The organism is Pleomorphomonas koreensis DSM 23070 (assembly GCF_000425185.1).
Taxonomy (GTDB): domain Bacteria; phylum Pseudomonadota; class Alphaproteobacteria; order Rhizobiales; family Pleomorphomonadaceae; genus Pleomorphomonas; species Pleomorphomonas koreensis.
This window is the reverse complement of record NZ_AULH01000015.1, coordinates 39,066-58,570: the sequence shown is the minus strand read 5'-3', so window position 1 is coordinate 58,570 and position 19,505 is coordinate 39,066. Positions and strand designations below refer to the sequence as shown.

General features: G+C 69.4%; 20 protein-coding genes and 1 tRNA gene. 9 read left to right on the top strand and 12 right to left on the bottom strand.

Annotation, left to right across the window (positions count from 1 at the left end; genetic code table 11):
* Positions 1-23: 23 nt before the first annotated feature.
* Both osmF and H512_RS0113605 read right to left on the bottom strand, forming a co-directional pair.
* Complete coding sequence (gene osmF / locus H512_RS0113610) at positions 24-932, bottom strand: glycine betaine ABC transporter substrate-binding protein OsmF (RefSeq protein ID WP_026783926.1); 909 nt, start codon at positions 930-932, stop codon at positions 24-26.
* A gap of 80 nt (positions 933-1,012) precedes the next feature.
* Positions 1,013-2,623: an aromatic amino acid lyase gene (locus tag H512_RS0113605; RefSeq protein ID WP_084798483.1), complete on the bottom strand. Its 1,611-nt coding sequence runs from the start codon at positions 2,621-2,623 to the stop codon at positions 1,013-1,015.
* A gap of 167 nt (positions 2,624-2,790) precedes the next feature.
* Between H512_RS0113605 and H512_RS0113600 the strand changes: the two genes are divergently transcribed.
* Entirely contained in the window at positions 2,791-3,921 is a 1,131-nt protein-coding gene (locus H512_RS0113600) for a LysR family transcriptional regulator (RefSeq protein ID WP_026783924.1), read from the top strand.
* Between the two features lie 105 nt (positions 3,922-4,026).
* A complete protein-coding gene (lhpI, locus tag H512_RS0113595) occupies positions 4,027-4,965 on the top strand; it encodes a bifunctional Delta(1)-pyrroline-2-carboxylate/Delta(1)-piperideine-2-carboxylate reductase (protein WP_026783923.1) in 939 nt (312 codons plus the stop codon).
* On the opposite strand, the gene H512_RS24000 is transcribed toward lhpI, so the two are convergent.
* Positions 4,870-5,799: an endonuclease/exonuclease/phosphatase family protein gene (locus tag H512_RS24000; RefSeq protein WP_156899494.1), complete on the bottom strand. Its 930-nt coding sequence runs from the start codon at positions 5,797-5,799 to the stop codon at positions 4,870-4,872. The two genes, lhpI and H512_RS24000, sit on opposite strands and share 96 nt — an antisense overlap.
* 237 nt (positions 5,800-6,036) lie before the next feature.
* Here H512_RS24000 and H512_RS0113585 point away from each other — a divergent pair, with 237 nt between their 5' ends.
* The 3 genes from H512_RS0113585 to H512_RS0113575 all read left to right on the top strand — a co-directional run bounded on the left by H512_RS0113585 (position 6,037) and on the right by H512_RS0113575 (position 7,488).
* Complete coding sequence (locus H512_RS0113585; RefSeq protein ID WP_026783922.1) at positions 6,037-6,438, top strand: low affinity iron permease family protein; 402 nt, start codon at positions 6,037-6,039, stop codon at positions 6,436-6,438.
* A 235-nt stretch (positions 6,439-6,673) separates the two neighbouring features.
* On the top strand, positions 6,674-6,799 hold the full coding sequence (gene ykgO / locus H512_RS0113580; RefSeq protein WP_026783921.1) for a type B 50S ribosomal protein L36: 126 nt from the start codon (positions 6,674-6,676) through the stop codon (positions 6,797-6,799).
* An 89-nt stretch (positions 6,800-6,888) separates the two neighbouring features.
* A complete protein-coding gene (locus H512_RS0113575; RefSeq protein ID WP_156899490.1) occupies positions 6,889-7,488 on the top strand; it encodes a tetratricopeptide repeat protein in 600 nt (199 codons plus the stop codon).
* Between the two features lie 54 nt (positions 7,489-7,542).
* Here the strand turns inward: H512_RS0113575 and pyk are convergent, their stop codons facing one another.
* From pyk to H512_RS23995, 3 genes are all read right to left on the bottom strand, one after another.
* On the bottom strand, positions 7,543-8,979 hold the full coding sequence (pyk, locus tag H512_RS0113570) for a pyruvate kinase (protein ID WP_026783919.1): 1,437 nt from the start codon (positions 8,977-8,979) through the stop codon (positions 7,543-7,545).
* Positions 8,976-9,437 (bottom strand): DUF1036 domain-containing protein, encoded by a 462-nt coding sequence (locus H512_RS0113565; RefSeq protein WP_036791711.1) that lies wholly within the window; start codon positions 9,435-9,437, stop codon positions 8,976-8,978. The genes pyk and H512_RS0113565 overlap by 4 nt, the downstream gene beginning before the upstream one ends.
* 197 nt (positions 9,438-9,634) lie before the next feature.
* Positions 9,635-10,528 carry a DMT family transporter gene (locus H512_RS23995; RefSeq protein ID WP_053239860.1) on the bottom strand — a complete coding sequence of 298 codons (894 nt, stop codon included), beginning with the start codon at positions 10,526-10,528 and terminating at the stop codon, positions 9,635-9,637.
* 123 nt (positions 10,529-10,651) lie between these two features.
* Here H512_RS23995 and H512_RS23990 point away from each other — a divergent pair, with 123 nt between their 5' ends.
* From H512_RS23990 to H512_RS0113545, 3 genes are all read left to right on the top strand, one after another.
* Positions 10,652-11,461 (top strand): N-formylglutamate amidohydrolase, encoded by an 810-nt coding sequence (locus H512_RS23990; RefSeq protein WP_036791708.1) that lies wholly within the window; start codon positions 10,652-10,654, stop codon positions 11,459-11,461.
* A 95-nt stretch (positions 11,462-11,556) separates the two neighbouring features.
* Positions 11,557-11,811, top strand: coding sequence for a DUF2312 domain-containing protein (locus H512_RS0113550; RefSeq protein WP_053239877.1), 255 nt, complete (start codon positions 11,557-11,559; stop codon positions 11,809-11,811).
* A 377-nt stretch (positions 11,812-12,188) separates the two neighbouring features.
* Positions 12,189-13,376 carry an MFS transporter gene (locus tag H512_RS0113545; RefSeq protein WP_026783916.1) on the top strand — a complete coding sequence of 396 codons (1,188 nt, stop codon included), beginning with the start codon at positions 12,189-12,191 and terminating at the stop codon, positions 13,374-13,376.
* Positions 13,377-13,380: 4 nt separating this feature from the next.
* Here H512_RS0113545 and H512_RS0113540 read toward each other — a convergent pair whose 3' ends face one another.
* Positions 13,381-14,643 carry a cellulase family glycosylhydrolase gene (locus H512_RS0113540; RefSeq protein WP_026783915.1) on the bottom strand — a complete coding sequence of 421 codons (1,263 nt, stop codon included), beginning with the start codon at positions 14,641-14,643 and terminating at the stop codon, positions 13,381-13,383.
* Between the two features lie 173 nt (positions 14,644-14,816).
* Here H512_RS0113540 and H512_RS0113535 point away from each other — a divergent pair, with 173 nt between their 5' ends.
* Positions 14,817-15,422 (top strand): trimeric intracellular cation channel family protein, encoded by a 606-nt coding sequence (locus tag H512_RS0113535; protein WP_026783914.1) that lies wholly within the window; start codon positions 14,817-14,819, stop codon positions 15,420-15,422.
* Here H512_RS0113535 and H512_RS0113530 read toward each other — a convergent pair.
* From H512_RS0113530 to cpdR, 5 genes are all read right to left on the bottom strand, one after another.
* Complete coding sequence (locus H512_RS0113530) at positions 15,311-15,736, bottom strand: hypothetical protein (protein WP_026783913.1); 426 nt, start codon at positions 15,734-15,736, stop codon at positions 15,311-15,313. The genes H512_RS0113535 and H512_RS0113530 overlap by 112 nt on opposite strands.
* On the bottom strand, positions 15,733-15,993 hold the full coding sequence (locus H512_RS23985; RefSeq protein WP_036791703.1) for a type II toxin-antitoxin system ParD family antitoxin: 261 nt from the start codon (positions 15,991-15,993) through the stop codon (positions 15,733-15,735). The genes H512_RS0113530 and H512_RS23985 overlap by 4 nt, the downstream gene beginning before the upstream one ends.
* A gap of 60 nt (positions 15,994-16,053) precedes the next feature.
* Positions 16,054-18,075 carry a methyl-accepting chemotaxis protein gene (locus H512_RS23980; protein ID WP_053239859.1) on the bottom strand — a complete coding sequence of 674 codons (2,022 nt, stop codon included), beginning with the start codon at positions 18,073-18,075 and terminating at the stop codon, positions 16,054-16,056.
* 620 nt (positions 18,076-18,695) lie between these two features.
* Positions 18,696-18,770 (bottom strand) — tRNA-Val (locus tag H512_RS0113515).
* Between the two features lie 148 nt (positions 18,771-18,918).
* The gene (gene cpdR / locus H512_RS0113510; protein WP_026783912.1) at positions 18,919-19,281 is read right to left on the bottom strand and encodes a cell cycle two-component system response regulator CpdR; all 363 of its coding nucleotides are present in this window, start codon (positions 19,279-19,281) and stop codon (positions 18,919-18,921) included.
* Between the last annotated feature and the right edge of the window lie 224 nt (positions 19,282-19,505).

Below are 19,505 nucleotides of genomic sequence, written 5' to 3'. Positions count from 1 at the left end.
AGGCCCCGCCGCCGGCAGGTTTGTTACTTCAGCAAGCCCTTGGACTTCAGGTAGTCCTCGGCCACCGCTTTCGCCGGCTCGCCGCCGATCTGGACGCGGGCGTTGAGGGTCTGTAGCGTCACAAGGTCGAGGCTCTCGAAGATCGGCTTCAGCGTGTCGGCGATGGCCGGATTGGCCTTCAGCACCTCCTCGCGGACGATGGCGGTCGGCTGGTAGACCGGCTGCACCGCCTTGTCGTCGTCGAGCACCACCAGACCGGACGGGGCGATGGCGCCGTCGGTGCCGTAGACCATGGCGGCATTGGTGCCGTTGGTCTGGTCGGCCGCCGCCTTGATGGTGGCCGCCGTGTCGCCGCCGGAGAGGACGATGAGCTGGTCGGGCGTCAGCTTGAAGCCGTAGGTGGTCTGGAAGGACGGCAGCGCCGAGGCCGAATTGACGAACTCGGCCGAGCCGGCCAGCTTGACCTTGCCGCCCTTGGCGACCCAGGCGCCGAAGTCGCTGAGCGTCTTGACGCCGGCCTCGTCGGCCACGTCCTTCCGGAGCGCGATGGCCCAGGTGTTGTTGGCCGGCGACGGCGTCAGCCAGACGATCTTGCTGGCGTCGTAGTCGAGCGTCTTGGCCTCTTCATAAGCCTTGGCGGCATCCTTCCACAGGGGATCATCGGCCTTGTTGAAGAAGAAGGCGGCGTTGCCGGTGTACTCGGGATAGATGTCGATCTCGCCGGCGGTGATCGCCTGGCGCACCACCGGCGTGCCGCCGAGCTGGATGCGGTCCTCGACCTCGATGCCGGCGTTCTGAAGGGCGAGCAGGATGAGGTTGCCGATGACGCCGCCCTCGGTGTCGATCTTCGAGGACACCACGACCTTGGCGTCGGCGGTGCCGGCGAAGAGGCCGAGGGCAAGCGCGGCGGCGGCGTATTTCAGAGCTTTCATGTGACTGTTCTCCTGACTGGTTGCGGGTAATCCCGTTCTATTTTTTCAGCGTTTTCCCGCCTTTGAGAGGCATGGAATTCTCAGGCGAGGTCGAAGATAGCAAAAAAATTGTCGAAATCTGTCAGTGGCGCGGCTTTCGCCAGTTCGGCGATCCGCTCCGGCGAGGCAAGGTCGGCGGCGATCGCCTCGATCTCCAGCGACAGCCGCCGGTCGCGCTGGTGCGGCTCGGCGAGGCGGCGCACGGCCGCATGGACGCAGCCGGCGAGGCCATTCGGCTTGAGGCCGGCGACGTCGAAGGCGGCGGCGGCGATCAGCGCTTCCAGCGCCGCGAGCAGATCGAGCGCGTCGAGGGCACGGCTGAGATTGTCGACGGCGAGCGGCAGGAAGGTCGCCTCGTCCTCCATGCCGTCGGCGACGGTCAGCGGCTCCGTCGATACCGGCACGGCGAGATGGCGGACGCGGGCGAACAGCTCGCCGGCCAGTTTCAGCACGGGGCCGAAACCGGTCATGGTGGTGCCGGGCGCCACCAGATTGACCGGCAGGCCGACGAGACGGCCGTTGACGATCAGGATGCAGCGGTTCATGGCGTTGCGCGCCAGATGGGCGAGCGCCAGCGTGGCACCCTCGACGGCCAGCGTCAGGTCGAGCGGCAGCGATCCGCCCGACGACAGCACGGCGCCACCCAGCACCACGGGATTGTCGTCGTTTCGGGCGGTGTCGGCGACGGCGACGCGGCCGGCCGCCTCGACGGCGTCGACGGCGGCGGCGAACACCTGCGGCATCATGCGCAGGCTGAGCGGATCGTGCAGGCGGTGGCCGGGCGGAACGGCCGAGTCCGTGCGGGCGGTGTCGATCCAGCGACCGATCTCCGCCTGGCGCGGCGTGCCGAGAACGGTGGCGGCCAGCGCCGGCGCCGGCAGCGAGCCGGCCGCCGCGGCGGCGGCGAGGCCGGTGGCCATCAGCGTGCGCAGCGTGCCGGCGGCACGACCGATCGCCGCCGTGCTGAGCGCCACGCCGGCAGCGTTGGAACTCAGCGCCGCCAGGCTGTCCTTCACGCCGCATTCGAAGGGTTGGAGACCGGCCCGGGACATCGCCTCCAGCGCCGGCAGCGTCTCGCCGGCCAGCATCGCCTCGCCGTCGCCGGCCAGCGCGGCGCCGACCTGTCCCATCAGGCCGATGTCGGCGGTGCCGAGCGAGCCGACCGGCCGCAGCACCGGCGTCAGTCCGGCGTTGAGCCAGGCGACCAGCCGGCGGGCGAGATCGGGCGTCGAGCCGGTGTGGCCGGCCAGCATGGTATTGGCGCGGATCGCCAGGGCGAGGCGGGTGACCGGCACGGAGAGCGGCGTGCCGACGCCGAAGGCGTGGGCCAGCACCAGGTCGGCGTTGAAGCGGGCGAGGTCCTCGGGCGACGGCGTCCAGTCCTTCATGGCGCCGACGCCGGTGTTCGCCCCATAGACAAGGGCGCCCGAGGCGAGCGCCTCCTCGAAGGCCGTGCGGGCGGCGGCCACGGCGGCGAGCGCGGTTTCGTCGATCACCGCGGCGTCGACGCCGGCCGAGAGGCGCCGCAGCGCGGAAAAGCCCAGCGGCTTGCCGTCCAGCACGACGGCGCCGACGCCGGCCGCCACCGCTTCGAGCACGGCGAGGCCGGTCGACGTTCCGCCTGGAAATTCGGGAGGAGACAATTCGGACACGCTTCGTCACCTTTCGCCGGAAAGAATAGGCCAAGGTTGCGGGTAGAGGGATATCCCTTTATCCGTACAGCCTATGCCGATCTCCCGTCTCTGCCTCGGCCTTAGTCAAATCCGCCGGATCTGCCTCATATATGGATACAGCAGCGCTCGTCATTTGCGATAGCGTTTTGCGCGAAGCCTCGCTCAGGGGCGCGGCGCGGGCGCTCGGCCGGCCGGTCGTCAGCGTGGCGGCGGCCTTCCGCCGGGTGGAAGCGGCGCTGGCCGTCGATCTGGCCTTCGCCGCCGGCCCCGGCCTCACCCTCACCTTCGAGGCGCGGCGCATCGGGCCGGACCTCCAGCGGCTGGCCGATCTCGCCGCGGCGCTGGCCGGCGGCGCCGAGGACGAGCGGCGGCGGGCGGCGGTCCGGCCGCTGTCGCTCTTGTCGCTGCGTCACTTCCTCGACACGCTCGACGCCGGCAGCATCCGCACGGCGGCCCGACGCATCGGCGTCGGCCAGCCGCAGCTCACGCGCCAGCTCGCGCGCCTTGAGGAGAAGCTCGGGACGAGGCTGATCGAGCGCGGCGCCGGCGGCTGCCGGCCGACCCCGGCCGGCGACCGGGCGGCGGTGCTGATCGCCGATCTCCTCGCCGGCTGGAGCGCGCTCACCGGCACGGCGGCCCGCGATTTCCGGCGGCGGATCGCCACGCTCCGGCTGGGCTCCGTCGTGCCGCTCGGCCACGAGAGCCGCATCGCCCGCATGCTGGCCGACCTCGTCGCCGCCTGGCGACGACCGGCCCGGCCGGGCCATCTGATGCTGAAGAGCGCCACCGCCGAGGAACTGATCTCCGAGCTGAAGGCCGGCCGGCTCGACCTGGTGCTGATCGACATGGCGGCGGCCGGCGCCGGCCTCGACGGCATCGAGATCGGCCGGTCGCGCCTTGCCGTGGTCGGCCCGGCCGGCTTCCGCGACCGCTGCGGCGATCCGGTCGAGGCGCTCAGCCGCGAGCCGGTGGCGGTGCCAAGCGCCCGTTCCGGCCTGCGCCGCGCCGTCAAGGACCTGTTCGAGGCGGCCGGCGTGCGCGGCGACCAGACGCCGGCCAACTTCACCGAGATCGACTCCATTCCGGTCATCGTCAACCTGGTGCGCGAGCACGGCTATCTCTCGGTGCTGCCGCAGCTGTCGGTCGACGGCGTCATCGACGGCATCGACGCGGTGGCGCTGCCCGCCGCCTTCGACCTGCCGATCTGCCTCGCCTGGGCGAAGGGCCGCGACCTCGCTTCGCTCGCCGCCGAGATCGTCCGCGACATCGGCTCGTAGGCTCCGCGCCTGCCCGTTCGGCGGGCGGATGGCGCCAGACGAGGCTTTCAATCGGCGACCTGAGGACTATGCTGCCTCTCCGATACCGCCTCCGGGGAGCCGGCCATGCTCGTTCTCGATGCCGCCGCCACCGCCGCCGCCCTCGACTATCCGGCGCTGATCTCCGGCCTCCGCGAGATGTTCGCGGCCGGCGTCGCGGCGCCGCTCCGCCACGTCCACAGCCTGCCGCGGGCCGGCGAACCCGACGCGGCGCTCCTCTTGATGCCCGCCTGGATGGGCGAGGCCAGCCACGGCGGCGTCAAGATCGTCAACGTCGTGCCGGGCAACGCGGCGCGCGGCCTCCCGGCGGTGACGGCGAGCTATCTCCTGTTCGACGAGACCACCGGCGCGCATCTGGCGCTGCTCGACGGCCGGGCGCTGACCGGCCGGCGCACGGCGGCGGCCTCGGCGCTCGCCGCCTCCTGTCTGGCGCGCGCCGACGCCCGCACGCTGCTGGTGGTCGGCGCCGGTCACGTCGGATCGGAGATGCCGGCGGCCTACCGAGCCGTGCTGCCGATCGACCGGGTGCTGGTCTGGAACCGCACGCCGGCCCGCGCCGAGCGGCTGGTCGAGCATCTGCGGCAACAGGGCGTGGCGGCGGAGCGGCGCGCCGATCTCGAAGCGGCGGTTGGCGAGGCCGACATCGTCTCCTGCGCCACGCTCGCCACCGCACCGATGATCCGGGGCGACTGGCTGAAGCCGGGCCAGCATCTCGACCTTGTCGGCTCCTTCCTGCCGCACATGTGCGAGACCGACGATGTGGTGACGGCACGCGGCCGGGTGTTCCTCGACGGGCCGGCGGCGGCCATCGAATCGGGCGACATCAAGGGTCCGATGGCTTCGGGCGCACTGAGGGAGATCGCCGGCACGCTCTACGATCTCTGCGGCGGCCGGGTGGAGGGGCGGCGCTCAGCCGAGGAGATAACGGTGTTCAAGTCGGTCGGCCTCGCCGTCGAGGATCTGGCCGCCGCCCGCGTCGCGCTCGCGGCGCGACAGGCCGGCTGACGGCGCCTCCAGCAGCTCCGCGGTCGACCTGAGGTCGATCACCGCCTTGACCGGCAGGTGGTCGGAGGCCCGGCGGGCGACCGGGCTGTCGTGGACGGAGAAATCGGCGACCAGGCCGTCGGGCCAGCCGAAGATGCGGTCGAGCGGGAACACCGGCCGGCGCGAGGGGAAGCTCGGCACCGCGTCGGTGGTGCTGAACAGCGGCGACAGCCGCTCAAGCGGCGAGTTGGCCCGGCCCGGCCGCCATTCGTTGAAATCGCCGCAGAGCAGCGTCGGCATCGGCTGGCGCGCTTCGAGATAGGCGCGCAGCCGCTCCATCTGCTGGCGACGGGTGCGGCTCAGCAGGCCGAGATGGGCGGCGACGACGCGCAAGGGGCGGCCGTCGATGTCGAACTCGGCCAGCACGGCGCCGCGCGGCTCGGCATGCGGCAGGTGGACGCGCTCGGCGCGGATCACCTTGCCGCGCCGGTAGAGCAGGGCGTTGCCGTGCCAGCCGTGGCTGGTCGGCCGGGCGGCCACCGGCACCAGCGAAAGGCCGGTCTCCCGCTCCAGCGTGGCGAGGTCGAGCCGGCCCTTGCGGTCGCCGAGCCGGCGGTCGGCCTCCTGCAGCGCGATGATGTCGGCGTCGATCTCGGCGATCACCGCGATGGTGCGCGCCGGGTCGTAGGTGCCGTCGTTGCCGATGGCCTTGTGGATATTGTAGCTGGCGACGCGGATGAGATCGCAGCCGTCGCATGCCGCCGAGGCGGCGACGGCATCCGGCGCCCGGCCGAGCCGGACGAGGCGGCCGACGCCGTCAAGAAGGCGGGAAAGGCTGGCGAACTGTCCCGGCATGATCATGGCGTCCCATCGTCCGGCGACGCGGGGGGACACCCCCCGCGGCTCGGCGTCCCTCGCGATAACAGTGGAATGGCGGCAAGAAAAGGGCAAGGCCGACGATCAGGGCGTTCTGGCCGCCGCCGGGTTGGCTTTTTTCGGCGCCCGATCCCTTGGCCGACGCGGAACCGCCCGCCGCCGAAACCGTTGTCATCGGGGCGGCATCCGACGCCTTGCAGGGGAAATGAGGTGATCATGAAGGGGTCCTCGGCGTCGCATCTGTTTTCCCGCTTTGCCTCGACGATGTCCGAACTGGCCGGGCGGCCCGTCACCTTCGCTCTCGCCGTCAGCCTGGTCTTTCTCTGGGCGGTCACCGGACCGATCTTCGGCTTTTCCGAAACCTGGCAACTGGTCATCAACACGGCGACCACCATCGTCACCTTCCTGATGGTGTTCGTGCTGCAGAATTCCCAGAATCGCGACGGCCGGGCGCTGCAGGCCAAGATCGACGAACTGATCCTGACATCAGAGGCGCAGAACAAGTTCATCGGCATCGAAAAGCTCGACGAGGAGGAGATTCGGCAGGTCAGCGAGGCGCTCGCCGAGAAGGCCGAGGAACTTGAGGAAGTGGCCGAGGAGAAGAGCGAATCCCGCTGAGGCGCCACCGAGCGGGCGACAGCGTCTTTCCCGTGCGCGGCCGGCCGGCTTTCCCCGAAAAGTCGGTCATCGCGCAATTGACATCGGCGAGGTCGGTCCGTATGGTCCCGCCGAATTCGGGCAAGGGGGCGGCAGCTTCTCTGGCATCGGGATTGACCACGTCGGGCATCGTCCCGTCGGCGGCGCGTCGTCAAGGCGCCGACGCCGCGGCGGCCTGCCGGCAAGGATGGACCAAATGAAGATCAAGAATTCTCTCCGGGCCCTGATGACCCGCGATCGCAACAATCGCATGGTCCGCCGCAAGGGCCGCATCTACATCATCAACAAGAAGAATCCGCGCTACAAGGCCCGCCAGGGCTGACGGCCGGCGGGTCTTCGGCCCGCCCCGGCGCCAGGATGCACTCGACGATCGCTGCCCGGGAAGGTACCTTCCCGGGTATGCGTGTTTTTGTGCCCTTGGTTGTTCTGTTGCTGATCGCCGCCGGCCCGGTCGCCGCGGCTGGCCCCGACCTGCCGCCGCCTCCCGCCGACGGGCGGGAGCGGCTGGTGTCTGTGGTGCCGGCGGATGCCGCCGCCGATCTCGACCGTCTGTTCGCCACCCTTGCCGCCGCCCGCAGCCGCGCCGAGGCGGCCGGCATCGAGGCCGACATCCGTCGCCGCTGGGCGGCGAGCGGCAGCGCCACGGCCGATCTCCTGCTGTCCTGGACGGCAAAGGCGGTGGCGGCCGGCAACGCCGCCGGCGCGCTCGACATCCTCGACGAGCTGACGGTGCGACTGCCGGCCTTTGCCGAAGCCTACTATCGGCGCGGCACGCTGCATCTGCTGGCCGGCCGTCTGTCGCCGGCCATCGGCGATTTCCAGACCGTGCTGCGCATCGAGCCGCGCCATTTCCTGGCGATGAAGGAGCTTGCCTCGGTGCTGGAGGATCTCGACCAGCACGAACGGGCGCTGGCGGTGCTTCGGCGTCTTCAGGCGGTCGACCCGCATTTCGACGGCCTCGACGACGCCATCGAGGCGATCGTCGCCGGCAGCCATGGCCGGGACATCTGACAAAAGAAAAGGGCCGGATCGCTCCGGCCCTTTCTTCCCAGGCTGATTGCGCGTTCAGATTCCCGACTTGCCGTCGGCGCCGATGGTGGCGATGCGCAGGAGGTTGGTGACGCCGGCCGAGCCGAAGGGCACGCCGGCGGTAATGATGATGCGGTCGCCGGGGGCGGCAAAGCCTTCTTCGGCCGAGATGCGGCTCGCCCGCTGCACCAGGTCGTTGAGCGAGCGGGCGTCGTCGGTCACCACCGAGTGGATGCCCCAGACCAGCGCCAGGCGGCGGGCCATCGAGCGGTTGGGCGACAGCGCGAGAATCGGCGTCGACGGCCGCTCGCGGGCGGCGCGGAGGCCGGTGGCGCCGGAGGCGGTGAAGCAGACCAGGGCGGCGATGCCCAGCGTCTCGGCGATCTGGCGGGCCGAGGCGGAGATGGCGTCGGCCGGCGTCGCGTCCGGCTCGCCGCGCTGGCCGGCCAGGATCGAGTGGAAGTGCTCGGAGCTTTCCACTTCCTCGGCGACGTGGCTCATGGTCTGCACCGCCTCGACCGGATAGGCGCCGGCCGCCGACTCGGCCGACAGCATGACGGCGTCGGCGCCCTCGAACACGGCGTTGGCGATGTCGGACACCTCGGCGCGGGTCGGCACCGGCGACTGGATCATCGATTCCAGCATCTGGGTGGCGACCACCACCGGCTTGCCGGCCTTGCGCGTGGTGCGGGTGATGCTCTTCTGCACGCTCGGCACCTGCTCGAGCGGCAGCTCGACGCCGAGATCGCCGCGCGCCACCATGATGGCGTCGGAGAGTTCGAGGATCTCGTTGAAGCGCTTGACGGCCTGCGGCTTCTCGATCTTGGCCATGACGCCGCACTTGCCGTCGACGATCTCGTGCACCTCCATCAGGTCCTCCGGCTGCTGCACGAAGGAGAGGGCGATCCAGTCGACGTCGGCGTCGAGGGCGGCGGTGAGGTCGGCGCGGTCCTTCTCGGTCAGCGCCCCGGAGGTGAGGATGGTGTCGGGCAGGCTGACGCCCTTGCGGTCGGAGATCTTGCCGCCGACCTCCACCTCGGCGACCGCCACCTTGCGGTCGTTCTCGACGATGCGCAGCCTGAGGCGGCCGTCGTCGATCAGCAGGCGGTGGCCGGGTTCCAGCGCGTCGATGATTTCCGGATGCGGCAGCGTGACGCCGGTGACGTCGCCGTCGACCTTGTCGCGATGGAAGGCGAACTTGGAGCCGATCTCCAGGAACACCGGACCATTGGCGAAGGTGCCGACGCGCAGCTTGGGGCCTTGCAGGTCGGCGAGGATGCCGATCGGCCGGCCGGCCTCGGCCTCGACCTCGCGGATGGTCGACACGTAGTAGCGCAGCTTCTCGTGATTGGTGTGGCTCATGTTGATGCGGAAGCAGTCCGCACCCGCCTGGTGGAGCCGAGCGATCATGTCCTTGTCGGAGGAGGAGGGGCCTAGGGTTGCAAGTATCTTGACCTTGCGGTTTCGTCTCATTTCGCCCCGTTTCCTTTTTGGGTCGGCTGGTAGAGGTGTACGGTCCAGCTGCGTTGCTCGGCGGTGTCGACCTCGAAGAAGCCCGTCCGCTCGTAGCCGCGGGCGACACAGTTCTCGACGCCGCTGATGGTGAACATCTTGCGTCTCGTGCACATGTACGCCTTGCCGCCCCATTCGCCGCCGTGCTGACTGTCGACGGCGTAGAGGTAGTAATAGCGGGAGCCGAGCGCGCCGGAGAGCAGCGTTCCGCATTTCGATCCGCCGATGTTCCACCAGCCCTCGGAACGCCAGCCGTCCTCGGCCTTGTAGCCGATCGCCACGGAGATGGTGCCGTCGGTCTTGTTGCAGAGCCTGAGATCGGCCTTCGCCGGCGTCGCGGCAGCGAGGAGGAGAAGCGACAGGGCCGCGGCCGTAACCGCCGGACGTGTCCGTCGTGCCGGTCCCTTCCGTGCCGCCATCGGTGTACCGTCAGCCAACGATCCTGGTCCGGTGCTCATCGGAGAATGCCCCGCCTTATCGCGTGACCTACGGCAAAATGTCAACGTATAATTACGGAAAGGCCCGCGCCGATCCGCCGTGTCCACCGCCGTCCAAACATTAGCACGCATCGTCAAGGGCTTACGCTCCAGTCTTTGGTCGTGTCCTGAGACAGCATTCATGATCTCGGCCGGGCGATCCAGATGCCTCCGAGGATCATCAGGCCGCCCAGCCCCTGGCTCCAGCCGATCGCCTCGCCGAACACCAGGAAGGCGAGCAGGGCGGCGGCGATCACCTCCATGAAGATGACCAGCGAGGAGAAGGCGGCGGAAAGATAGCCGAGGGCGAAGGCGAGCAGGCCCTGGCCGCCGATGTGGCTGACATAGGCGAGGGCGGCGAGCGTCGCCGCGCCGGCCAGCGAGGAGGGCAAGAGCTTCGGCTCGAAGGCGAGGGCGACGACGAACAGGCAGAGGGCGGTCACCGTGGTGGCGCCGAAGGTGACGGTGCCGGTGGTGTGCTCGCGGCGGGCGGCGCGCACGGCGAGGAAATAGGTGCCGAAGCCGAAGGAGGTGCCGATGCCGTAGAGGTCGCCGATCAGCTTGCTTTCATCGAGCGTGTAGGAGCCGCCGAGCAGCACGGCGCCACCGAGGATGCAGACCACGACGCCCGCCGCCTCGCGGCGGCCGACCTTCTCGCCGATGAACAAGCCGGAGAACAGCAGCACCCAGATCGGCGCCATCGACGACAGGAAGGTGGCGTTGGCGATCGACGTATGCAGGATCGACAGGTGCCAGAAGAACAGGTCGATCGAGAAGAAGACGCCGGCCAGCCAGATGGCCCTGGAGCGGAAGGCGGAGGCAAGCGCCCGGCCGCCGCCCTCGCTCATCGCCCACAGCGCCAGCACCGGCACGGCCAGCGCGACGCGCCAGAAGGCGCTGGCGAACGGACCGACGTCGGCGAGGCGGACGAACACCGGCGACACGCCCATGGCAACGGCGCCGAGGCAGAGGGCGAGGAAGGCTACGACCTCGGCGGGGCGGGCGGCGAGCGGCGGCGATTTGGCAAGCGACATGAACGGACCTGAAGGGAGGCGGCTTGCCGACCGCGGCGGATGTGCAACGGTCGGCCGGCCGGCGTCGTCAATGGACGGATCTCGACTTTATCCGACCGATAGCAGCATTTAGGATCGTCCGCCATGCAGGACCCCACCAACGACGCCCCCTTCGCTTTTCTTGCCGGCAACGAGGCCGGCGGCCTGCTGATCCTCGGCGACCACGCCTCCAACCGGGTGCCGCCGCCCTATGGCGACCTCGGCCTGCCGGCCGCCGAGCTGGAACGGCACATCGCCTACGACATCGGCGTGGAGACGCTGGTGCGGCGCCTCGCCGCGCTGACCGGCGCGCCGGCGTTGGTGACGCGTTTCTCGCGCCTCCTCATCGATGCCAATCGCGGCGAGGATGACCCGACGCTGGTGATGCGCCTCTCCGACGGGGCGATCGTGCCGGGCAACGCCGGTGTCGACGCGGCCGAGCGGCAGCGGCGCATCGAGCGCTTCCACCGCCCCTATCACGCGGCGATCGCCGGCCTCATCGACAGGATGATCGCGACCGGCACGCTGCCGGCCATCCTCTCCGTCCACTCCTTCACGCCGGCCTGGAAGGGCGTGTCCCGCCCTTGGGACATGGCGATCCTCTGGGACAGCGACGACCGGCTGGTCAGGCCGGCGCTCGCCGCCTTCCGGGCGCGCGGCCTGACGGTCGGCGACAACGAGCCCTATGACGGGGCGCTCCGCAACGACACGCTCTATCGTCACGCCACGGCGCGCGGCCTGCCGCATCTGCTCATCGAGGTGCGGCAGGACCATATCGCCGAGGCGGCCGGCGCCGAGCGCTGGGCCGAGACGATCGCCGAGGTGGTGATGCCGCTTCTGACGCGGCCGGAGATGCGGCAGGCCGCCTTCTTCGGCTCGCGGGCCGGCGGGCTGGATCGTGCTAAAAACGGTTGACGGCCCCGCCAACTTCGGACTTCATGCCGGCCTCACGGGCGGCGACCCCGCCCGGACCGCATCGTAAGCACTGGCAGGACAGGTATCCCATGAGCATGGAAACGGCGGAATCGCAGGGCGGCGTCGCGGCGGGCGAACTCCGGCAGTTCATCGAGCGCGTCGAGCGGCTCGAGGAGGAGAAGGCGGCGCTGCAAGACGACATCAAGGACGTGATGGCCGAGCTGAAGGGCCGCGGCTACGACGTCAAGGCGGTCAGGGCGATCCTCAAGCTCAGGAAGCAGGACCCCGACGAGCGGCAGGAGGCGGAAGCCATCCTCGAACTCTACATGAACGCCCTGGGCATGGTGTGACAAGCGCCCCGGCCGAAGGCGGCAACCGGCGCCTTGCCTGTGGCGGACGCTTGACGTCCGCCGCGCTCCCCCTTCGGCCCGATATCCTCCATCTGCCGCGGGGGTGGTAAGTCTCTCGACCCCATAAATCTCGCGAGCGACCCGCGACGGCCGGTCATGCCGCACCAAAGGCGGCGCTGGCCGGATACCGGTGACGGTCGGCCGAGGGGATGCGCAGCCTCGGACGCCCTGCCGCAAGGCGGCCTGACCGTGCTCTGCCTCTTCTCTGCGCTTGACAGCGTGGTGGGCCGGACCTAGTCTTCTGTATCGTTTCAAAGAAGGCGTCGCGCCGTCGGTCGATGACCGGTGGCGGTGGGCGCCTTCTTCATGTGGATCCCATGACCGCCCCTTCCCGTTCCGCGTCCGCCCCGACGCCGCTCAGCCGCGACCGGGTGACCTGGGTCGCCTATCTGGCGCTCGCCCAGTTCACCTTCTTCCTGAATATTCAGGGCAACATCATTCCCTTCCTCAAGGACGAGTTCGACCTCAGCTACCGGCTGGTGACGCTGCATCCGGCGGCGGTGGCGGCCGGGCTGATCGTCTGCGGTCTGTTCGGTGAGCGGCTGACCCGCCGGTATGGCCGCCGCTGGTCGGTGGCGGCCGGCCTCGTCGGCCTGATCGCCGGAGCGCTGCTGATCGTCGTGGCGCCGCACCCGGCGGTCAGCATCTTCGGCTGTTTCCTGATGGGCGCGGTCGGTTGTCTGGTGCTGATCGTCGTGCCCAATCTGCTCGCCGAATGGCATGGCGCCAACCGCTCGGTGGCGATCGGCGAGGCCAACGGCATCTCCTACGTCGCCTCGCTGATGGCGGCCATGGCCGTCGGGCTGTTCGTCGCCGTCGGCCTCGGCTGGCGGTCGGCGCTGCTCCTCGGGGTGATCCTCGCCGGCCTGCTGCTCGTCTTCCTGCGCGGCACGCCGCTGCCGGCGGCACCCAGGCCGGCGCCGGTGGCTCAGGAAGGTCAACGCGGCGGCCGCTTGCCGGCCGCCTACTGGCTTTACTGGCTGACCATCATGGCCTTCGTCGGCGTCGAGCAGTCGGTGCTGGTGTGGGCGACGGAGTTCCTGGCCCGCGTCAAGGGCGTGCCGGTGGCCTCGGCGGCGATCGCCGCCGGCGCCTTCTCGGTCGGCATGCTGGTCGGCCGCCTGTCGTCGGCGATGGTGCTGCAACGGGTGACGGCGGCGCGGGCGCTCTACCTGTCGGCGCTCCTGACGGTGCCGGCCTTCTTCCTGTTCTGGAGCGCTCCCGGCCTGACGATCGCGGTGATCGGGCTGTTCGCCCTCGGCCTCGGCTGCGCGCTGCAATATCCGCTGACGCTGACCAAGGCGATCGTCACCGCCGGCCCGTTCGGCGAACTGGCGACGGCGCGCGGCTCGCTGGCCAGCGGCCTCGCCATCCTGATCGTCCCCTGGGCGATCGGTGCGCTCGCCGACCAGACCGGCCTCGCCGCCGCCATGGCGGCGCTGCCGATCCTGATCGTCGTTGCCGTCGGCTGCCTGTTTGTCGGCGAGCGGCTGGTCCGTTCCTGATCGCTCAACGGAGACCGAGCGCCGCCTTCATCTCGGGGTCGAGGGCGAGCGTCGACGCGTCGCCGACCACCGCGAAGGCCTGGCCGGGTGCGGTCAGACCGGCGGTGAAAACCGCCCAGGCAAAGCCGGCCGCCTCGGCGGCGGTCCGCGTCGTGTCGATCAGCGCGAGGCGGGCGGCCGGATCGGCGCCCTCGCGGTAGACGCCGAATTCGCCGAGCAGGATCCGTCCGGCCGGAATGCCGTTCCTCGCCGCCCAGTCGCCGACCCGCCGGAAGTCGGCGGCGACGGTCTCCGGGCCGGCGCCCGAGGCGCGATAGGCGTCGAGCGCCTTGCCGACGCCGGCGTCCAGCGCCTTGCGCCGCTTGTTGTCCGTGACATCCCCGGCGATGCGCTGCCGGGCGTCGCGCAGCAGCCGCTGTCCCTTGGCGTCGTCGAGGCGGGCGGCCGGGTAGGGGAGGCCGGTGAGGTAGCGCGAGGGATCGTCGATCCACGGCCGGCCGGCGTGGCTGACCGCCATCGGCTCGTAATAGTGGAAGGTCCAGACGATGTTGGGGTCGTCGGCGAAGGGTGCAGGATCCAGGCGTTCGAGGCCGGCGATGCCGCCCGAGCGGCTGCCGGTCAGCACCAGCGTCAGATCAGGCGCCGCGGCGCGGGCGGCGGCCCGGAGTGCGGCAAGCTGGTCCGGCCAGCGGTCGGTCAGGGCGAGATAGGAGTTCCAGTCCTGGTCGGGTTCGTTGATCGGTTCGAGCAGCGTCAGGTCGAGCGGCAGGCCGGCGAGGCGGCCGGCGACGCGGGTCACCAGCGCGAGATAGCGCTCCCAGAGCGCCGGCGCGTGGCCGCCGGTGCCGATGACGTCTTCGAGGCCGCCGGGCCGCTCCTCGTCGGCCGGCAGCAGGTGCAGGTCGACGATCACCGCGAAACCGGCCGTTTGCAGGCGCCGCGTCGCCGAGACGGCGCCGTCGATCAGCGGCCCGGCGCCGTCGTCGCCGGCCCACAGCATGGCGGCGGCGTCGAGGTTCAGGCGGACGAAGTCGAAGCCCTCGGCCTTCAGGCGTGCAAGCTGCCGGTCGTCGACGCGGGAGCGCCAGTCGGGAAAGTTCGCCCGGTCGAAATCCGGGGCGAGGAAAGCGTCGCGGCCGATCCAGGTCTGCCAGACCTCGAAGTTGATGCCGCGCTTCAGCACCGGCGCCGCAGCGGCAGCGGCAGCGCCGGCGACGGCGACAAGGCAGAGCATGGCAAGGCCAAGGATGCGATGAAGGCGAAGCATGGACGGTTTCCTCCGGGGCGGCGGCCGATCATGCCGGGGCGCCGCCGCCGGCGCAACGGCATGGGTGGTCTGCCGTGTTGCTCTTCCGTCCGGCGCTCCATCGTGCGAGAAGTCGGCCAACCTCATCATCCCCCGGACAGGTTAGCTCCGTCCGGCAGACCGGTGGACGCACCATGTTCCTCACCCTGGTTGATTTCTTCGGCTGCTTCGCCTTTGCCCTGAGCGGCGGCACGCGCGCCGTGGAGCGGCGGCTCGATCCGTTCGGCGTCATGTTCCTGGCCTTCATCGCCGCCACCTTCGGCGGCATCATCCGCGACGTGATCATCGGCTCCGTGCCGCCGGTGGCCTTCGATACCTGGCACTATTTCGCCATTTCCTGCGCCGCCGGCCTCGCCTGCATCTTCGCCAACGGCCTGATCGCCAAGGTGGCGGCACCGGTGGCGGTGTTCGACGCGCTGGGGCTCGGGCTCTACGTGGTGGTCGGCACGCGCAAGGCGATGGACGCCGGCCTGTCGCCGCTGATGGCGGCGGTGCTCGGCATGGTCAACGCCATCGGCGGCGGCATCGGCCGCGACATCCTGGCGGCGCAGACGCCGATGGTGCTGCACAAGGAGATCTACGCGCTGGCGGCGCTGCTCGGCGCGCTGGTAGTGGCGTATGGCGACTATTACCTGCTGCCGAGCGTGCTGGTGGCGATCGCCGGCAGCGCTGTGGCCATCCTGCTGCGCCTTGCCGCCATGCGCTGGGACTGGAACTTGCCGCCCGTCGCGCCGAAGTGAGGCGGCCGCCGTCCCCAGCCGTCCTCGGCAAGCAGCGGGTCGATCTCCGCCGCCTCCTCCGAGACGTGCAGCAGGACGAGTTCGGCCGCCGAGGCGCAGTAGAAAAGAAGGTAACGGCCCTGGGCAGCGTGGCGGACCTCGTCGAGGTCGCAGGGAGGCTTGGCGGCTGCGCCCTTGAGCCGCCGGATGATCAGGGCGAACCCGGCCTCCAACTCGTCGATGAAGGCGAGCGCGGCGGCCGGCGAGGCTCCGGCCAGCCGCCCGGCGATCCGCCAGATGTCGCCGCATCCTTCCTCGGTAACCAGCAGCCTCATTCCTTCGGGTCCCGCAGCATCCTCGCGTAGTGCGTCCGGGCGGCGCCGAGCACCTCATCGGCGCTGCGCAGGCGGCCGCGCGCCTTTTCATCCAGGCTGCGGGAGAGCGCCGCGTCGAGCATCGCCAGACGCTTCTCGCGCTCGTCGATGAGGCGGATGCCCTCGCGTAGGATCTCGCTCTTGGAGTTGTAGCGGCCGCTCTTGACCAGCCGATCGACCACCTTCTCGAGATTTCCCAGTTCGACGCTGTGCGCCATGACGTTCTCCCACGGATATGTCGTTGTCAGGCCCGGCGCGGGGGCGCGCGCCGCCTGTCCTCAGCCGGCCCGGAAGCCGGAGAGGAAGGTGTCGAGTTCGCGCCGCAGCGTGTCGGACTGGCGGGCGAGATCGTTGGCCGAGGCGAGCACCTGCGAGGCGGCGCTCGACGATTCGGAGGCGGCCTGGGTGATGCCGACGATGTTCTGCGATACCTGGTGGGTGCCGATCGACGCCTGGTTGACGTTGCGGGCAATCTCGCCGGTCGCGGCGCCCTGCTGGTCGACGGCCGAGGCGATCGAGGTGGCGATGCGGTTCAGATGCTCGATCACGCCGGTGATGCCGACGATCGCCTCGGCCGACGAGCGCGTCGACGACTGGATCTCGCCGATCTGGCTGGAGATCTGCGACGTGGCGCGCGACGTCTGGTCGGCGAGCTGCTTCACTTCCGCCGCGACCACCGCGAAGCCCTTGCCGGCCTCGCCGGCCCGCGCCGCCTCGATGGTGGCGTTGAGGGCGAGGAGGTTGGTCTGGGCGGCGATGCTGTCGATGAGGTCGACCACCTCGCCGATGCGGTTGGCGCTGTCGGCCAACTCGCGCACCCGCGCCGCCGTGGTCTGGGCGTCCGTGGTGGCGCGGGAGGCGACCTCGGTGCTCTCGTCGGCCTGCCGCTTGATCTCGGCGATCGAGGTGGCAAGCTCCTCGGCGGCGGCGGCCACCGTCTCGACGTTGGTGGAGGCTTCCTCGGCGGCGCTGGCCACGGTGATCGACTGGTTGGACACCTCCTCGGCGGCGGCCGACATCGACTGGGCCGCCGACTGCAGCTGCGTCGAGGCGCCGACCACGGTTTCGACCACGCCGCCGACTGCCGTCTCGAAGGCGTCGGCCATGCCCTGCATCTCGGCATGGCGGCGCGCCTCGGCTTCGGCCTTGGCGCGCTCCTGCTCGGCGCGCATGCGGAGGTTCTCCCCGAGGCTCTCCTTGAACACGTTGAGCGTCGCCGCCATGGTGCCGACCTCGTCGCTGCGGCCGAGGCCGGGCACGGCAACCGTCAGGTCGCCCTCGGAAATCCGCTGCATGGCGCGGGTGATCGAGACGATCGGCCGGGAGAGGCCGCGGCCGATCAGTGCGGCCAGCACGAGGCCGAGCAGCAGGCCGCCGCCGGCGAAGCCCCAGAGCCGGGTCGTGGTGGCGGCCTGCGACGCTTCGGCGCCTTCGCGTAGCGTCTTCTCGGCGGCATGGGCGGCCGACTGGAAGGCGGCGAACTCGTCGGCGATCTTGCCGACGGAGACGCGCATCCTCACCGCCTGCTCCTCGATGCCGCGGATGAGGGCGAGGCTGTCCGTGAAGACCTGGACATAGTGCCGGGCGTTGTCGCGGATCGCGCCGAGCCTGGCGCTGAGGGACGGGGAGGTGGCGATGGCCTCGCCCAGCGCCGCGTCGGCGTCGTGGAAGGCGGCGAGCGCGTTCTTCTCGGCGTCGGCCATGGTTCCGGCGGTCGCCCTGGCGGCGAAGATGCGGCCGGAGAGAATCAGGCGCAGCGCCTTGTCGGTGGCGGTTGCCGCCGCCGTTCCCTGTCCGGCTTCGGCCAGCACCGCCTCGAGATCACCGCCGAGCGCGGCGCCGAGCGGTTCGAGCTGCTCGTCGTTGAGGCGTTTCACCTCGGCGCGAGTCTTGATGAGGTCGGCAAGCAGGCCGTCATAGGTCTCGAACGCCGCCTGCATGGCCTTCAGATGTTCGAGTTCCTCGGCGTCGCTGGTCGCCTTCAGGCCGTCGGCGAGGGCGGCGCGCATGGTGGCGGCCCGTTCGGCGGCGGCGGCCTCGGTGTCGGCCAGCGTGGTGTAGATGACCTCGCGCGCCGCCCGCCGGTATTCGAGGAAGGCGGCCTCGACTGCGTTGGCCTTGTCCATGGTGTCGATCTGCGTGAAGAGCGCCCGCACGGTGCCGCCGGTGCTCGACAGGCTGCTGAGCGACAGGCCGGCGGTGATGGCGAGGATGAGCAGGATGGCGGCAAAGCCCAGCCCGATGCGGACAGAGATGTTCATGGAACGCCGGAGGCCGGCGGCCTGGAGTTGCGTTGTCATGTTCGTTGCTTCCTAAGATCGGCCCTGCCCAAGTCTTTCGCCATACAGAAAATGTAAGGTTCTTCTGATTCGTCTTGCCTGGGTCTCATTCAAATTTGCTTGATGATAGTTAATAACATGTTAACTCAAAATAACATTCCGATATCTTTATGAATTAATCATTTCCGTAAACGAAGTATTTCTTGATATTAACCGATATTTATGAGTTTAGAATATGGAAATACTTTATACTGAGAAGATATCCGTCTGCTTGCGGCCCATTCATCCGAGATCCCGCCGGAATATTTTCATAGTTAAATGTTAACTGGATTTTCATCCGGGATTCGCTGAAACTATCATGGTAAGTTCTTCTATTGGTAATAGTCTGCATCAGATTGTCATTTTTATATACGTTCACGCCCTTGCCACAGGAGGCGTTGCCGCGGCGGGGCGGGTCTGGAGAGATTGCTTCGGCGGTCGTCGAGGGTAGGGTCGGTGCCCGCCGAGGGGCGCTCCGCCGGTCGGGATCGAGGGCAGGAAGGGCGTTGTGGCCGATCCGTGGTTTGCCGATACCGCCGGAGATCCGGCATCGCCGGAAAGGCAAAGGGCCCGGCGATTGCTCGCCAGGCCCTTTTCAGGAATGGTGGGCGTGACAGGGATCGAACCTGTGACCCCTACGATGTCAACGTAGTGCTCTCCCGCTGAGCTACACGCCCGGTTTTCCTTGCGGGGCCGCCTCATCGGCGGCGTGGGCGGGGATATAGCGTCCTTTCCCGCCCCGTGCAAGGGGTTCGGAGCGCTTTTCCGAATTCCCCTTCAAGTCCTTGGCTGGAAACCTGTTTCCATGCCGAAGCCGCCGGTCGTTCAGGCGGCGGCCAGCATCTTCTCCACCTCGCGCACGAGGTCCTTGAGGTGGAAGGGCTTGGACAGCACCTTGGCGTCCTTGGGCGCCTGGCTGTCGGGATTGAGGGCGACGGCGGCGAAGCCGGTGATGAACATGATCTTCAGGTCGGGGTCGAGTTCGGTCGCCCGGCGGGCCAGTTCGATGCCGTCCATCTCCGGCATGACGATGTCGGTGAGCAGCAGCGTGAACGGCTCCTCGCGCAGCCGCTCGTAGGCGCTCCGGCCGTTGTCGTAGGAGACGACATCGTAACCGGCGTTGGCGAGCGCCTTGGCGAGGAAGCGGCGCATGTCGTTGTCGTCTTCGGCCAGGAGAATACGGTTCATTTGCTGTTCCGGTCAGAAGGGGCGGCAACGGCCGCGCGGATGTCCATTGATCTCGATAAGAGGCCCATCACGGTAAATTTGCCGTAAGCGCGACGGCGTTCCGGGCCCTTTTCCCCTGTTTAGAACTTTTTGCCGGGGCGTTCAAACCCCGTAGTCGAGCGAATTTGACATCGGGCCGGCCGGTCCGCCAGCGGAGGTTTCTAGGCCACCTTGACAATGGACAG

What these genes read in the sequence shown, in the direction of transcription:
- lhpI (WP_026783923.1), top strand. Translation starts at nt 4,027, where the DNA reads ATGCTCGTTCTCGATGCCGCCGCCACCGCCGCCGCCCTCGACTATCCG.
- pyk (WP_026783919.1), bottom strand. Translation starts at nt 8,979, where the DNA reads ATGAGACGAAACCGCAAGGTCAAGATACTTGCAACCCTAGGCCCCTCC.
- osmF (WP_026783926.1), bottom strand. Translation starts at nt 932, where the DNA reads ATGAAAGCTCTGAAATACGCCGCCGCCGCGCTTGCCCTCGGCCTCTTC.
- H512_RS0113550 (WP_053239877.1), top strand. Translation starts at nt 11,557, where the DNA reads ATGGAAACGGCGGAATCGCAGGGCGGCGTCGCGGCGGGCGAACTCCGG.
- H512_RS0113545 (WP_026783916.1), top strand. Translation starts at nt 12,189, where the DNA reads ATGACCGCCCCTTCCCGTTCCGCGTCCGCCCCGACGCCGCTCAGCCGC.
- H512_RS0113530 (WP_026783913.1), bottom strand. Translation starts at nt 15,736, where the DNA reads ATGAGGCTGCTGGTTACCGAGGAAGGATGCGGCGACATCTGGCGGATC.
- H512_RS0113535 (WP_026783914.1), top strand. Translation starts at nt 14,817, where the DNA reads ATGTTCCTCACCCTGGTTGATTTCTTCGGCTGCTTCGCCTTTGCCCTG.
- H512_RS24000 (WP_156899494.1), bottom strand. Translation starts at nt 5,799, where the DNA reads ATGCCGGGACAGTTCGCCAGCCTTTCCCGCCTTCTTGACGGCGTCGGC.
- H512_RS0113565 (WP_036791711.1), bottom strand. Translation starts at nt 9,437, where the DNA reads ATGGCGGCACGGAAGGGACCGGCACGACGGACACGTCCGGCGGTTACG.
- H512_RS23995 (WP_053239860.1), bottom strand. Translation starts at nt 10,528, where the DNA reads ATGTCGCTTGCCAAATCGCCGCCGCTCGCCGCCCGCCCCGCCGAGGTC.
- H512_RS23985 (WP_036791703.1), bottom strand. Translation starts at nt 15,993, where the DNA reads ATGGCGCACAGCGTCGAACTGGGAAATCTCGAGAAGGTGGTCGATCGG.
- H512_RS0113540 (WP_026783915.1), bottom strand. Translation starts at nt 14,643, where the DNA reads ATGCTTCGCCTTCATCGCATCCTTGGCCTTGCCATGCTCTGCCTTGTC.
- H512_RS0113585 (WP_026783922.1), top strand. Translation starts at nt 6,037, where the DNA reads ATGAAGGGGTCCTCGGCGTCGCATCTGTTTTCCCGCTTTGCCTCGACG.
- H512_RS23980 (WP_053239859.1), bottom strand. Translation starts at nt 18,075, where the DNA reads ATGACAACGCAACTCCAGGCCGCCGGCCTCCGGCGTTCCATGAACATC.
- ykgO (WP_026783921.1), top strand. Translation starts at nt 6,674, where the DNA reads ATGAAGATCAAGAATTCTCTCCGGGCCCTGATGACCCGCGATCGCAAC.
- H512_RS23990 (WP_036791708.1), top strand. Translation starts at nt 10,652, where the DNA reads ATGCAGGACCCCACCAACGACGCCCCCTTCGCTTTTCTTGCCGGCAAC.
- cpdR (WP_026783912.1), bottom strand. Translation starts at nt 19,281, where the DNA reads ATGAACCGTATTCTCCTGGCCGAAGACGACAACGACATGCGCCGCTTC.